The sequence below is a fragment of the Bacteroides ilei genome, from assembly GCF_900128495.1.
Taxonomy (GTDB): Bacteria; Bacteroidota; Bacteroidia; order Bacteroidales; family Bacteroidaceae; genus Phocaeicola; species Phocaeicola ilei.
In genome coordinates, this window is the sequence record NZ_LT635801.1 from 1295291 (window position 1) to 1309618 (window position 14328).

Here is a 14328-nt window from a genome sequence, read left to right on the forward strand (position 1 = left end):
CTTTTCTGGAACAACATTCAGGGAAGAAGTTTTTCTTTTGTCTATATCTTTGAAAAACCGTAACTTTGCGGTCTGAATATAAACAGAAACGCTGAAAAGATGGGAAAAGGGAAACTGGCAAAGTTTGCTGATATGGCGGAATATCCGCATGTGTTCGAGTATCCGTATTCGGTAGTCGATGATGTTCCTTTCGGAATGAAAGGTAACTGGAACCGTGATTTTTTCAAGAATACCAATCCTATTGTGCTGGAACTGGGATGTGGACGGGGAGAATATACGGTAGGTCTGGCACGTCGTTACGCCGACAAGAACTTTATAGGTGTGGATATCAAAGGTGCACGTATGTGGACCGGTGCGACGGAGGCTTTGAATGAAAAATTGGGGAATGTAGCGTTCCTGCGTACCAACATCGAGATTATAGATCGTTTTTTTGCACCGGGAGAGGTAAGTGAAATCTGGCTGACATTCTCCGACCCACAGATGAAGAAGGCTACCAAACGTCTTACGTCGACATATTTCATGAACCGTTACCGCAAATTCCTTGTTCCGGATGGAATCATCCATTTGAAGACGGATAGTAATTTCATGTTTACGTATACCAGGTATATGATTGAGGCAAATGGCTTACCTGTGGAGTTCATGACGGACGACCTTTACCATTCGGGTATGGACGATGATATATTGAGTATCCGTACTTATTATGAACAGCAGTGGCTCGACCGGGGATTGAACATCAAGTACATCAAGTTCCGTCTGCCTCAGGAGGGTGAACTGGTTGAACCTGATGTGGAGATAGAGCTTGATGATTACCGTAGCTATAACCGTAGCAAGCGTAGTGGTTTGAAAACAAGTAAATAATTAAAAATATATATTATGACGTTATATCCTAAATTGATTCTTGATGCACTCTCTACTGTGCGTTATCCGGGTAACGGAAAGAATCTGGTTGAAGCGGAAATGGTAGCAGACAATCTCCGTATCGACGGCATGAAAGTGAGTTTCTCTATCATTTTTGATAAGCCGACAGATCCTTTCATGAAATCGGTGGTCAAATCTGCTGAAACCGCCATTCATACATATGTCTCAAAAGATGTGGAAGTGACGATTGCCACCGAAAGTCGTCAGGCTGCACGTCCTGAACCGGGGAAGATGTTGCCGCAGGTGAAAAATGTGATTGCGGTTTCTTCCGGAAAGGGGGGAGTAGGTAAATCGACTGTTGCGGCTAATCTGGCTGTAGCTTTGTCGAAGCTCGGCTATAAAGTCGGGTTGTTGGATGCGGATATTTTCGGTCCTTCAGTTCCTAAGATGTTTCAGGTGGAAGATGCACGTCCGTATGCGGAAACGGTCGACGGACGTGATTTGATTGTACCTATAGAGAAATATGGTATAGAACTGCTGTCTATCGGTTTTTTCGTTAATCCGGATCAGGCTACATTGTGGCGTGGAGGTATGGCCAGCAACGCCTTGAAGCAACTGGTGGGAGATGCCAAATGGGGCGAACTTGACTATTTCATTCTGGATACTCCTCCGGGAACCAGTGATATTCACCTGACTTTGCTTCAGACTTTGGCTATTACCGGTGCCGTAATTGTAAGTACTCCACAGGAAGTGGCTTTAGCTGATGCCCGCAAAGGTATCAATATGTATATGAATGATAAGGTGAATGTTCCTATCTTAGGTCTGGTCGAGAATATGTCATGGTTTACTCCGGCAGAATTGCCTGACCATAAGTATTATCTGTTCGGCAAGGAAGGGACGAAACGTCTGGCCGAAGAATTGGATGTGCCGTTATTGGGACAGATTCCGATTGTACAGAGTATCTGTGAAAACGGAGATAAAGGGACTCCCGTTGCACTCGATGAGAATACGGTAACCGGACAAGCTTTCATGGAACTGGCACGTAATGTGGTCAAGCAGACAGAGAAGAGAAATGCCGAGAAGGCGCCTACCCAGATTGTAAAGACGCATAAATGACGGAAGAGCTCCTGTCAGAAAAGGAAAAGTCCTGATACAGAAGGAATCTTGAAATTCGTCTGTATCAGGACTTTTTTTAGGTAAGGGTTATATTAACCTATATTCTTTACTTTGATCAGATATTCGGCAATCTGTACGGCATTCAGTGCAGCGCCTTTTTTGATCTGGTCACCTACAATCCAGAATGTCAGTCCATTTTCATTGGTAAGGTCTTTACGGATACGGCCTACATATACCGGATCCTTGCCTGCCAGAAACAGAGGCATCGGATATTCTTTCTTTTCCGGGTTGTCCATCAGGACCAGTCCTTCACCTTCAGCAAATGCCTTGCGGGCTTCTTCTACAGAAACCGGGCGTTCGGTCTCGATCCATATACTTTCAGAATGAGAACGTAAAGCCGGTACACGGACGCAGGTTGCACTGACTTTGACATCCGAATGCATGATTTTGCGTGTCTCATTATACATCTTCATCTCTTCTTTGGTATAACCGTTATCTGTAAATACATCTATTTGAGGAATCAGGTTGAATGCCAGCTGGTAGGCAAATTTTTCTACAGTAACAGGTTCGCCGGCCAATACTTGGCGGTATTGTTCATATAATTCATCCATTGCTGCAGCTCCTGCACCGCTGGCTGCCTGGTAAGTAGACACATGGACACGTTTGATGTGTGTCAGGTTCTCGATTGCCTTCAATGCTACTACCATCTGGATTGTTGTACAGTTCGGGTTCGCTATAATGCCCCTCGGGCGGTTCAATGCGTCTTCCGGATTTACTTCCGGTACAACCAACGGTATATCGGCATCCATACGGAAAGCGCTTGAGTTATCGATCATTACAGCGCCGTATTTGGTGATTGTATCTGCAAATTCTTTTGATGTGCCGGCACCGGCCGAAGTGAAGGCAATATCAACACCTTTGAAATCATCATTATGTTGCAATAGTTTCACTTCAATTTCTTTGTCACGGAAAGTGTACTTTCGTCCGGCGCTACGTGAAGAACCGAACAACAACAATTCGTCCACCGGGAAGTTTCTTTCATCGAGCACACGCAGGAACTCCTGTCCTACAGCTCCACTTGCACCAACAATAGCTACTTTCATTTTTTTCTTGTTTTATTTTTAGATATTAATAATTACCTCTTTCTTGCTGATGGGGCTTTTTATTTTCCTTTTGTAAAGAAGAAACTTTGTTTTTGAAATAAAAAGATTTCTTAAGCAAGGCTTCGGACTGCAAAAATAAAACATTCTGATTTATTAATATGGAAAATCGGAAGTTTTTTTCTATTTTTGTTGATAAAAAGCAAAAAAAGATACCATCTTATGAAAGAAATGCTCGATTTTATAGGTTTAGATATAAGTTTTCCTATTACAGATCCTACATGGATTTTCTTCCTGGTATTGGTAATTATTCTGTTTGCCCCCATTGTGCTGGAACGGTTACGTATCCCTCATATCATCGGTATGATATTGGCCGGTGTAGTGATAGGTGAACACGGATTGAATATTCTGGCGCGTGACAGTAGCTTCGAGTTGTTCGGAAAGGTGGGGCTTTATTATATTATGTTTCTAGCCGGCCTGGAAATGAACATGGAGGATTTCAAAAGTATCCGTGTCAAGGCTACGGTTTTGGGACTGCTGGCCTTTGTCATTCCGTTAGGTATCGGGGTGTGGACTAATTTGAGTCTGTTAGGATATGGACTGGCTACTTCTGTACTGTTGGCGAGTATGTATGCGTCGCATACTTTGATTGCTTACCCTATAGTTATCCGTTACGGCATCAACAGGCAGCGTGCCGTGAGTATCGCTGTGGGAGGAACGGCTGTAACCGATACGTTGACGCTGTTGGTACTGGCTGTGGTCGGCGGTATGTATAAAGGCGATACTTCTGAAATGTTCTGGGTACTGCTGGTATTGAAAGTAATCATCTTGAGTCTTGTCATCATCTATCTTTTCCCTTGTATTGCGCGTTGGTTTTTCCGCCGTTACAGTGATAATGTAGTTCAATACATTTTTGTTATGGCGATGGTCTTCTTGGGAGCGGGACTGATGGAGTTTGTGGGAATGGAAGGTATATTGGGAGCGTTCCTTGCCGGATTGGCTCTTAACCGTCTGATTCCGCATGTCTCTCCGTTGATGAGCCATCTGGAATTTGTAGGAAATGCATTGTTTATCCCTTATTTCCTGATAGGTGTGGGTATGTTGATCAATGTGAATGTGCTCTTCGGGCATATCGATTCCCTGAAGGTTGCATCTGTGATGATAGTCGTAGCGTTGGTCGGCAAATGGATAGCATCTTATCTTACCCAAAAGATTTACCGGATGCGGGCTGTGGAACGGGATTTGATGTTCGGGCTCAGTAATGCTCAGGCAGCGGCTACGTTGGCTGCTGTATTGGTGGGCTATAACATTATTTTGCCCGACGGGGAAAGGCTGCTGAATGATGATGTGTTGAACGGGACTATCCTTCTGATATTGGTCACTTGCGTGGTAAGTTCCTTTACTACTGAATTTGCCGCCAAGAAGATGGCTATGGATGATGCTGCGGTAGAGAATGATAAGGCAGAGGAAAAGGAACGGTTCTTGATTCCGATTGCCAATCCGCACACGCTGGAAAGTCTGATGAGTCTGGCCATGGTGGTCCGTGATGAGAAACTTTCCAATAATCTGGTAGCTTTGAGTGTTATCAATGACAGTAATGATTCGGCCCGGCAGGAGATGAGGGGGAAACGCAACCTGGAACGGGCGGCCCAGATAGCGGCTTCTACCAGTGTGCGGTTGAAGACTGTTACTCGTTTTGACCTGAATATCACTACAGGTATCTTGCATACGGCCAAAGAGTATGAAGCTACCAATATTATTATCGGTTTGCATAATAAGACCAGTATTGTCGATTCATTTTTCGGAAATCTGACAGAAAACCTGTTGAAGAATACTTATCTGCAGGTTATGGTGGCACGGTTCCAGATGCCGGTCAATACCTTGCGGCGTATCATTGTGGCAGTGCCTCCAAAGGCCGAATATGAACATGGGTTTACCAAATGGATTACCCATATGTGCCGTATGAGCAGCCAGTTGGGTTGCCGGGTTCATTTCTATGCACATCCGCAGACGTTGGGCTATATCCGTGGATGTATTCTGAAGAAGCATAAGGATACCCGGGTCGCTTATTCGGAGCTTGAAGACTGGAATGATCTGTTGTTGCTGACCGGACAGGTAAATAATGACCATCTGTTGGTTATCATTTCGGCAAGGAGAGGGTCAATATCTTATGACTCTTCCTTCGAACGTCTGCCTATGCAGATATCACGGTATTTTAACAATAACAGCATCATGCTTCTTTATCCCGAGCAGAAAGGTGATCCGATAGAGAGCCTTTCTTTTGCTGATCCGCGCGGATTTGCTGAGACGCAGTACTATGACAAGGTAGGTAATTGGATTTATAAATGGTTTAAGAAGAATTCATGAATGAGAATGACAAGTCCTGGCAGCAGCGTACAGAACTGCTGTTGGGAGAAGAAAAGATGGAGCGTCTGCGCAAGTCGCATGTATTGGTGGTCGGATTGGGTGGCGTCGGCGCCTATGCCGCCGAAATGATTTGTCGTGCTGGAGTTGGAAAAATGACGATTGTTGATGCCGATACAGTCCAGCCAAGCAATATCAACCGTCAGTTACCTGCAACCCATTCTGTTATCGGACGGCTGAAGGCGGAAGTGCTGGCCGAACGTTTCAAGGATATAAATCCTGATCTGGAATTGAAGGTGCTTTCTGTCTATCTGAAAGATGAAGCTATTCCGGAATTGTTGGACAGTGACCGTTTTGATTTTGTTGTGGATGCCATTGATACGGTAGCTCCCAAATGTTACCTTATTTATCATGCTTTACAGCGGAAACTGAAAATTATCAGCAGTATGGGGGCGGGAGCAAAGAAAGACATTACCCAGGTACGCTTTGCGGATTTATGGGAAACTTACCATTGCGGATTGAGTAAGGCAGTACGTAAGCGTCTGCAGAAGATGGGGATGAAACGCAAGTTGCCTGTGGTGTTCAGTACCGAGCAGGCCGATGAACATGCTGTCGTTCTGATAGATAATGAACAGAATAAGAAATCGACTACGGGTACAGTCAGTTATATGCCGGCTGTTTTCGGATGTTATATGGCGGAATATGTTTTAAGGAAGTTATAGGATTATGATACAGCTGGAGGGAATTACCAAGAGTTTCGGTACCTTGCAAGTATTGAAAGGTATAGATCTGACTATAGATAAAGGGGAAGTGGTGAGCATTGTGGGGCCGAGTGGGGCCGGAAAGACTACTTTGCTCCAGATTATGGGAACACTGGATAAGCCTGACTCGGGAAAGATTGTTCTGAACGGGACCGAAATCAACCGTTTGAAGGGGAGTGAACTGGCTGCCTTCCGTAACAGGGAAATCGGTTTCGTTTTTCAGTTCCATCAGTTGTTGCCGGAGTTTACGGCTTTGGAGAATGTGACCATTCCGGCCTTGATTCAAGGAAATTCGGCGGGCATAGCCAGAAAGAAAGCGAAGGAGATGTTGGAATTCATGGGACTTGCGGAGCGTGCGTCGCATAAGCCATCCGAACTTTCGGGTGGTGAAAAGCAACGTGTTGCAGTAGCGCGTGCCCTGATTAACCATCCGTCGGTGGTTCTGGCGGATGAACCTTCCGGCAGTCTGGATACCCGGAACAAAGAAGAATTGCATAAGCTGTTTTTCGATTTGCGTGATAAACTGGGGCAGACTTTCGTTATTGTCACGCATGATGAAGCTTTGGCTGCCCAGACCGACCGGACCATCCATATTGTAGACGGAAGGATTACTGAGATGAAATCCCGTTGAAAACTGCAGACGGTGGTATCAATTTATCTGAAAGTGAAAAAAACTTTCTATCTTTACTGCAAAATATTGTACTAATATCATTTTATGAGTCATATACAGCTAGGAAAATATAATCAGTTGGAAGTCGTGAAAGAAGTCGACTTCGGTATGTACCTTGACGGTGATGAAGACGGTGAAATCCTTTTGCCGAAACGCTATGTGCCCGAAGGCTGCAAGCCGGGTGATGTGCTGAATGTGTTCATTTATCTGGATATGGATGAACGTCTGGTGGCAACGACGTTGGATCCTTATGTGCAGGTCGGTGAATTTGCCTGCCTGGAAGTGGCCTGGGTCAACCAGTTCGGTGCGTTCCTTGATTGGGGATTGATGAAAGACCTGTTTGTCCCTTTCCGGGAACAGAAGGCAAAGATGCAGAAAGGTGGCCGCTATATAGTACATGTACATCTGGACGATGAAAGTTACCGGATTGTGGCTTCTGCCAAGGTCGAGCATTATCTTTCAAAAGAAAAACCGACCTATAAGCCAGGGGAAGAGGTACATATTCTGGTATGGCAACGGACAGATTTAGGCTATAAAGTGATTGTCGACAACCGGTTCAGTGGAATGCTTTTCCATAATGAGATTTTCCAGCCGCTTGAGATGGGTATGCAGATGAAGGCTTTTGTGAAGCATGTGCGTGAAGACGGGAAGATAGATCTGGTATTGCAGAGAAGCGGTGCCAGGAATGTGGAGGATTTTGCGGAAGTCTTGCTGCAATTCATAAAAGATAATAATGGATATACTTCCGTCAATGACAAGACTGATGCGGAAACCATCTATCAGACCTTCGGCGTAAGCAAGAAAACCTTCAAGAAGGCTGTGGGAGATCTGTACAAGAAGCGCCTGATTATATTGGAACCGGATGGTATCCGTCTGGTGTCGGGGAATTGATCGGGAAGAAAGTCCGTTTCCCTAAAAGAAATAGGAAAGTCCCTATTGACATGTGGGGATATTTTATTGTAGGAGGATTTTTATCCTCCTATTTTTGTATCAGAGAAATTAAAAACGATGAAGATATGAAGGTAAAGAAATGGAGTTTAATATTGGTGGCAGTTTTGTGTTGGATGGCGGTTCCGACTTTTGCCTCCAGTTTGGGGGATATCCGTGTCAACGCACGTTTCCTGACCGACCGTATGGCGTTTGAATTGAATCTGAGCAATGCCCAGTATAATGACCTTTTTGAAATCAATTACGATTTTCTGTATAATGTAGATCCTTATATTGACCGTCTGGCATATTCCGATCCGTATGCATTGGATTGTTATTACCGTTATCTGGATGAGCGTAACGATGATTTACGCTGGGTCCTGTCCAGTCTGGCATACGCCCGTTTTATGGCATTGGATTATTTTTTCCGTCCTGTCTATGCCTTGAACCATGTATGTCATCTGCGTATTTATCAGAGATATCCTAATCATGATTTCTTTTATTTCGGGCGGCCCAGACATTATCTGACTTATCGTGGTGCGCATAGCCGTCTCCATTGCGGTGGAATAAGTTTCTATAGGAAGAATTATGCGAAACGTTATCATCATCCGGTCTATGCGGGACATTTCCGTAGCCGTCCGGATTTCCGTAAACATGATTTTGTAGGGCCTCGCCCGTCCAAAGGGGGGAATGGTTTCCATTTTACACCGGTGCATGGTCCGCATCCCGGAGCATCGGCTGTAAAACCGGGAAAGGGTCGTCCGGATACGGACAGGACCAGACCGGGGATAGGTGACAGGCGTCCGGAAGTCCATCGTCCGGTGTCTGGCGGCAAGCGTCCGGCCGATAAGGGCAGGCCGAGTCCATATACCCGTCCAAGCAGTACGCAGGACAGAGGTAACCGTCGTGAGTCGGTACGTCCATCCAGGGGTGGAGAAAAAAAGGTCCGTCAGGCGGTAAGACCTTCCCAAAAGGAGAAGAGACATGAAAACAAACAATCCGGCCGTGCTTTCTTGCGTAACATGTAACTAAAATGTATTTTTGTAGACAGATACCAATCTGTTTGCTATGATAAAAAAATGGCTAAAGCTTGTCATGATAGGATTGGTCTCGCTTCTGCTGCTGGCAGGAGTGGGACTTTTCTTTTCCCGTGGGGCAATTCTGCGTCATATGGCCGGTTTGAAAATTCAGTCTGTTTCTTTGCGTTATGGGTTGAATATATCTTATGAAGAATTAGGCATGCCTTCTTTGACCTCTGTATCATTGAAGGGACTGAGTGTTGTTCCTGTAGGGCGTGATACCTTGTTGACATTACGGAAGGTAGATGTTACGCTTGATCTGTTTCCGTTGCTGGGCGGTGATATTTCGGTCCGTGAGGTGATGACTGACGGATTGAAGCTGTCGTTTATCAAGCGTCATGGCATTTCGAATTATGATTTTCTGTTCCATAGACCAGGTGGTGAACCGGACAAGAAGGATGTTCCGGTAACTATGGATTATAATCAGCGGGTTGATAAGATATTGGGAATGTTGTTCCGTCTGCTGCCCGAGAATGGCGAGCTGACGGATTTTACGGTAATCGGTCAGCGTGATTCATTGGTTACATCGTTCAATATTCCGGATATAAGTCTGAAGGAAAGTCATTTTGCATCGGAAATAAGGGTAGAAGAAGGGAATGTATCCAACAGGTGGAAGGTTGTGGAATCATTGGAGCCAGGGAATCAGAAGCTGGAAGGCAGAATTCTGTCGGCCGAAAATGGTGAGGAAGTCATTTTACCTTATATAGGTCCCCACTATAATGCAGTTGTCAAGTTTGATTCCATTGCTTTCAGTCTGTCGGCTTCCCGTAATGCGGTTTATAAAGGAACCGTATTACAAGGGTTGGCTGCAGTGAGCGGACTGGAAGTCTATCACAAGGCCCTGTCTCCGGATACCATCGATTTGGATAATGGAAGTCTTGATTATAAGATCAATATAGGGGCTCGTTCCCTTGAACTGGACAGCACTTCTACCATTGTGTTTAACCGGATTGATTTTCATCCGTATATCAGGGCCGAAAAGACCGGCCGTTGGCATATTAAGGCTCATATACATCGTCCGGATTTCCCGGCCCAGGATTTGTTCGCTTCATTGCCTGCCGGTCTGTTCCAGCATGTGCAGGGACTTGAAACTACCGGAAATCTGAGTTATGACCTGAATCTGGATATCGATTTCAATGACTTGCAGGCCTTGCAGTTTTCATCCGATCTTTATGGTCATGGGTTCAGAATCATTGATTTTGGAAAAGGAGATCTTACACGGATGAATGATGAATTCGAATATACGGCTTATGAAAACGACTTGCCGGTGAGGACGTTCGCCATCGGGCCTTCGAATCCTGATTTCCGTACGCTTGACCAGATTTCACCGTTATTGCAGATGGCTGTCATGCAATCGGAAGACGGAAGTTTTTTCTATCATCAAGGCTTTTATCCGGGGGCTGTACAGGAGGCATTGGCTTACGACCTGCAGGTTGGGCGTTTTGCCCGTGGAGGTAGCAGCATAACCATGCAATTGGTGAAGAATGTGTTTCTGAACCGTCATAAGAACATAGCCCGTAAGCTGGAGGAAGCATTGATTGTCTGGCTGATAGAGAATCAGCATATTACTTCCAAGGAGCGTATGTATGAAGTCTATATGAATATTATCGAGTGGGGGCCGCTGGTATATGGAGCGTGCGAGGCTTCTCATTTCTATTTTAATAAAGAACCGTCAGAGCTGACCGTTAACGAAGCCATTTTCCTGGCGTCTATCATTCCGAAACCGAAACACTTCCGCTCGGTCTTTAATCCGGATGCTACGCTGAAGGAAAACCAGTCGGGCTATTATCGTCTGATAGCCCGTCGTCTGGCAGCAAAAGGGATGATAAGCGAAGAAGAGGCTGAAAATATTGTGCCTCAGGTTGAAGTAAAAGGACCGGCAAAGGAATTGATATTGTCCCCGGATTCTGTAGGACTTGCCGCAGACAGCTTGTCGGTGGAGGGACTTATGGGGTTGGAAAAAGGACTTGACGAATCTGGAAAAGAACTTGAATAATCAGAAAAAAGAACTTGAACTTTCCATAAAGATGACTTGGCCTTTAGGATAAAAGGACCTGATATCCGCAGCAGGATATCAGGTCCTTTTACAATATGGCTGGTCATTTATCCAGAATCAGTTCATAATCGGCAACATCCAGCAGGCGTCCGAATTTGATTCCCACTTCCTTGAATAAGGATACCTGTTCGAAGCCCAATGCTTCATGAAAGGCGCAACTGGGTCGGTTTTCGGCGGTAATGCATGCTATCAATGCGTGGTGCCCTTGGTTCCGGCAGGTGTTTACCAGTTGTTCCATCAATTGCTTGCCGATACCTTTTCCCTTTTGTGAAGGGTCCAGATAGATGGTTGTTTCCAACGTGTGCTGGTAGGCGGCTTTTTCCTTCCATGGATGTGCATAGCAGTATCCGGCAATCCGGTGGTCGTCTGTCTCGTAAACCAGACAAGGATAATGTGCGGCAAACGATTCTATACGGGCCTGCATCTGTTGCTCGGTAGGAGGTTCTATTTCGAATGTTGCTGTACTGTGCAGTACATATTCACGGTAGATGGCCGTAATGGACGGAATATCCTGTTGTGTTATGTTTCGTATCATAGTGACAATTATATTTTGTATTGCAAAGATAATCTATTTCTCGTATAATATAAGTTAAATGAAAATCCCCTTGAGACATTTGTTGTTGTACTCAAGGGGATCGGCGATTTATTTATCTTTTACAGGGAGACTCTTTCATGAACAGGAAGGATGGCTGGTATCCTCCGCAGTCTACAACAATCTTTTCAAGTACAATACCCGGATCCAACGGTTTGAACACAAGAGTATGTTCTCCGTTTACCGGAGCCGGGAGCTTCATACTGATCTTATTTTCCACTACCCGCCGTGCTACCGTAGGATAATATATGGTATAGATGTTTTCGGGATCTTCGTTCAGGTTCTTGTTGAAATTGACCGGGAACGATTCTCCTCCTTCGAATCCTACAGTATAGGTATGCCCTTCTTTCTTGTGGAAGGCCAAAGTTGATTTGACAACGACATGGACCGTTACGGAATCCAGATTTTCGGGTAATTTCATCTTATAGCTTACAGAGGCTCCTCCGGTAGGTTCTGTATATGGCATCAGTGACATGCCGCTCAGTGTACGTCCCATATAGGGGATAATGGTCCACCGGGCATTGGCGGCATCCGTACGTCCGAAATAGTGTTCTGCCTCCATTGCCACATATCCGTCTTTGGCGGTAAATACATATCCACCTGTCGCTTCTTCCGGCTTTTCGATTCGGTATATTTCCGGCAGTTTGTCGGCCGGGAAATTATCGTTCCAGGAAGTATATCCGATGTGTTTCTGGGTCATCATTCCTTTCCATTTCCCGTTTGACATTACATTGTTGTAATCATCGCACAGTTCCTTGTCGCGGGCAAAAGCTTTTTCCACTTTATCGGCCCAATAGTTGGCTTCCGGATTGTTTTCGGCGTAAAGCTTATGGTTCATGGCCTGTGCATAATACATTTCGTACAGGTTGCTCATTGCCTGGACAGGGAAAAGTATGAGCTGTTTATAGGCATCCTTGTATTCCGGTTTCAGACTGATATACTGGCGTAATGCTTCGGTTTCCAATTTGGCAAATTCGTCGGACACCTGTTTCCATTCGCCTGTTTCCAGATTATAGGTCGATGCATCCAGCATTTCGGCTGTACTTCGTCCGTTATATTTGCATGACAGGTTGAGAATACGGGTGGCTTCATCTGCCTGTTCTTCACCGAAAGCTTGTGCACAGAATCTGCGCGTATGTTCCAATAGGGTTGAAGCGTCGTATTCTTTCGGGTTCCATGCCATATCGAGGAAGAGTGTGATGGGATATTCCATCGGTTTCAGGTCGCCTACATTCAGGATCCACAGTTTGTCTACCCCATAGTCATAAGTAAGCTGGAGTTGTTCCCACATATTCTGGATAGGGGTGACATTCAGCCATTTTGAATTACGTGGCGCTCCCACGTAGTCTACATGGTAGTACATGCCCCAACCTCCGGGATGCTTGCGTTCTTCGGCAGTCGGCAGTCTCCGGACATTTCCCCAGTTATCATCGCAAAGTAACATGATGACATCGTCCGGGACACGCATACCCTGATTATAATAGTCGAGCACTTCTTTATAGAGTGCCCATACCTGTGGGGTTTTCTTGGCCGGTTTCCGTGTCACTTTCTCGATAATCTTCCGTTGGTTCTTGACCACATCCTCCAGCAACCGGACATTTACGTCCTGGCTCATGGCTTCATCGCCGTCACCTCTCATACCTATGGTTACAACATCTTCCGTCCCTTTCATCCGTTCAATTCCTTCCGTGAAGAATTTGTCAAGGACTTCTTTGTTGGTTGCATAGTTCCAGGCACCGTATTCCTTCCTTTTCCGGGCCCATTCCTGGTGGTTACGGGCCATTGGCTCGTGGTGTGAAGTGCCTATGATGACTCCCATTTTATCGGCGGTCTTTCCGTTTTCAGGATCGTCGGCATAGAAGGCCCATCCCCACATGGCCGGCCATAGATAGTTACCTTTTAATCGTAAGATCAGTTCAAACACGCGGCTGTAGAAACGGTGGTCACCATAGTTGGTGCCATAGCGTTGTTTCACCCATCCGGTGAGACAGGGAGCTTCATCATTCAGGAAGATACCGCGGTAAGTCACGGCCGGTTCTCCATCTGTATATGTACCGGGGCGGAAATATATTTCTTTCTGGGGCTTGGTGGGTACGTCTGCCCACCAGTACCATGGTGAAACACCCATCTGTTCCGACAGTTCATAGATTCCGTAGACAGTTCCGCGGCGGTCACTTCCTGCAATTACCATGGCACGGCTGATTCCTTCTTGCGGATTTTCTACCAGTTGGATTATGTATTTCTCCTTTTTATTTTCCAGCTCTTTACGAGAAATCTTTTTATCCTTGATAAGTTTCTGTATAAGCGGCGTATGTAGGCTGCCTGCTATTATACATAATGAATCCTTTCCGGCTGTATTCGAAATTTCCGGACGAGTACCTGTAACGCGGAAAAAGTCTTCCTTCAGATTCTCCAAAGCTATCTTGACCGCTTCATCGTCATTGCTGTCGGTTATGATACGGCAGGGGGTCCCGTTTGCAAACAGGGTAAAGTCGCCTGCATTTTTCTTGAAATGGATGAACTGGTCAGCTGCAGAAGCTGATAGGCATAAGGCTGCCATGGCGGCAGAAAGTATCAGTCTTTTCATAGTAAAATATTATTTGTTTTTACAAGACAAAAATAGTAGATTGCCGGTTAAGTGAAATAATCGGGCGTTACGGATAATATTCCAGATGTTACGCTTTTCCTGAAGTCGGATGAAATGTGTAATTTTTTATCTGCCTTTTTCATGAAAAATGTGTTGTATAGCATATATGTTACAGAAAAGAAACAAAATGTAACATTTAAGGTCTGAATGTTACTTTT

General features: G+C 45.3%; 11 protein-coding genes. 8 read left to right on the plus strand and 3 right to left on the minus strand.

The features are described from left to right. Positions 1-99: 99 nt before the first annotated feature. A complete protein-coding gene (gene trmB / locus BQ7489_RS05540; RefSeq protein WP_072530299.1) occupies positions 100-858 on the plus strand; it encodes a tRNA (guanosine(46)-N7)-methyltransferase TrmB in 759 nt (252 codons plus the stop codon). A 15-nt stretch (positions 859-873) separates the two neighbouring features. After that, a complete protein-coding gene (locus BQ7489_RS05545) occupies positions 874-1974 on the plus strand; it encodes an Mrp/NBP35 family ATP-binding protein (protein WP_072530300.1) in 1101 nt (366 codons plus the stop codon). A gap of 92 nt (positions 1975-2066) precedes the next feature. On the opposite strand, the gene BQ7489_RS05550 is transcribed toward BQ7489_RS05545, so the two are convergent. Further along, positions 2067-3077 carry an aspartate-semialdehyde dehydrogenase gene (locus BQ7489_RS05550; RefSeq protein WP_072530301.1) on the minus strand — a complete coding sequence of 337 codons (1011 nt, stop codon included), beginning with the start codon at positions 3075-3077 and terminating at the stop codon, positions 2067-2069. Between the two features lie 219 nt (positions 3078-3296). Here BQ7489_RS05550 and BQ7489_RS05555 point away from each other — a divergent pair, with 219 nt between their 5' ends. From BQ7489_RS05555 to BQ7489_RS05580, 6 genes are all read left to right on the plus strand, one after another. Continuing rightward, positions 3297-5441 (plus strand): cation:proton antiporter, encoded by a 2145-nt coding sequence (locus tag BQ7489_RS05555; protein ID WP_072530302.1) that lies wholly within the window; start codon positions 3297-3299, stop codon positions 5439-5441. Next, a complete protein-coding gene (locus BQ7489_RS05560) occupies positions 5438-6160 on the plus strand; it encodes a tRNA threonylcarbamoyladenosine dehydratase (RefSeq protein ID WP_072530303.1) in 723 nt (240 codons plus the stop codon). Before BQ7489_RS05555 ends, BQ7489_RS05560 begins: the two co-directional genes overlap by 4 nt. A gap of 4 nt (positions 6161-6164) precedes the next feature. Next, positions 6165-6830: an ABC transporter ATP-binding protein gene (locus BQ7489_RS05565; protein ID WP_072530304.1), complete on the plus strand. Its 666-nt coding sequence runs from the start codon at positions 6165-6167 to the stop codon at positions 6828-6830. An 84-nt stretch (positions 6831-6914) separates the two neighbouring features. Continuing rightward, positions 6915-7760 (plus strand): CvfB family protein, encoded by an 846-nt coding sequence (locus BQ7489_RS05570; protein ID WP_072530305.1) that lies wholly within the window; start codon positions 6915-6917, stop codon positions 7758-7760. 125 nt (positions 7761-7885) lie between these two features. Further along, positions 7886-8824 (plus strand): hypothetical protein, encoded by a 939-nt coding sequence (locus tag BQ7489_RS05575; RefSeq protein WP_072532046.1) that lies wholly within the window; start codon positions 7886-7888, stop codon positions 8822-8824. Positions 8825-8864: 40 nt separating this feature from the next. After that, positions 8865-10871: a biosynthetic peptidoglycan transglycosylase gene (locus BQ7489_RS05580; protein WP_083580465.1), complete on the plus strand. Its 2007-nt coding sequence runs from the start codon at positions 8865-8867 to the stop codon at positions 10869-10871. A 103-nt stretch (positions 10872-10974) separates the two neighbouring features. Here the strand turns inward: BQ7489_RS05580 and BQ7489_RS05585 are convergent, their stop codons facing one another. Continuing rightward, positions 10975-11466, minus strand: a complete 492-nt coding sequence (locus BQ7489_RS05585) for a GNAT family N-acetyltransferase (RefSeq protein WP_072530307.1) — start codon at positions 11464-11466, stop codon at positions 10975-10977. 112 nt (positions 11467-11578) lie between these two features. Further along, positions 11579-14110, minus strand: a complete 2532-nt coding sequence (locus BQ7489_RS05590) for a glycosyl hydrolase 115 family protein (protein WP_072530308.1) — start codon at positions 14108-14110, stop codon at positions 11579-11581. Positions 14111-14328 lie beyond the last annotated feature (218 nt).

What these genes read in the sequence shown, in the direction of transcription:
- BQ7489_RS05590 (WP_072530308.1), bottom strand. Translation starts at nt 14,110, where the DNA reads ATGAAAAGACTGATACTTTCTGCCGCCATGGCAGCCTTATGCCTATCA.
- BQ7489_RS05570 (WP_072530305.1), top strand. Translation starts at nt 6,915, where the DNA reads ATGAGTCATATACAGCTAGGAAAATATAATCAGTTGGAAGTCGTGAAA.
- BQ7489_RS05575 (WP_072532046.1), top strand. Translation starts at nt 7,886, where the DNA reads ATGAAGGTAAAGAAATGGAGTTTAATATTGGTGGCAGTTTTGTGTTGG.
- BQ7489_RS05565 (WP_072530304.1), top strand. Translation starts at nt 6,165, where the DNA reads ATGATACAGCTGGAGGGAATTACCAAGAGTTTCGGTACCTTGCAAGTA.
- BQ7489_RS05545 (WP_072530300.1), top strand. Translation starts at nt 874, where the DNA reads ATGACGTTATATCCTAAATTGATTCTTGATGCACTCTCTACTGTGCGT.
- trmB (WP_072530299.1), top strand. Translation starts at nt 100, where the DNA reads ATGGGAAAAGGGAAACTGGCAAAGTTTGCTGATATGGCGGAATATCCG.
- BQ7489_RS05550 (WP_072530301.1), bottom strand. Translation starts at nt 3,077, where the DNA reads ATGAAAGTAGCTATTGTTGGTGCAAGTGGAGCTGTAGGACAGGAGTTC.
- BQ7489_RS05555 (WP_072530302.1), top strand. Translation starts at nt 3,297, where the DNA reads ATGAAAGAAATGCTCGATTTTATAGGTTTAGATATAAGTTTTCCTATT.
- BQ7489_RS05585 (WP_072530307.1), bottom strand. Translation starts at nt 11,466, where the DNA reads ATGATACGAAACATAACACAACAGGATATTCCGTCCATTACGGCCATC.
- BQ7489_RS05560 (WP_072530303.1), top strand. Translation starts at nt 5,438, where the DNA reads ATGAATGAGAATGACAAGTCCTGGCAGCAGCGTACAGAACTGCTGTTG.
- BQ7489_RS05580 (WP_083580465.1), top strand. Translation starts at nt 8,865, where the DNA reads ATGATAAAAAAATGGCTAAAGCTTGTCATGATAGGATTGGTCTCGCTT.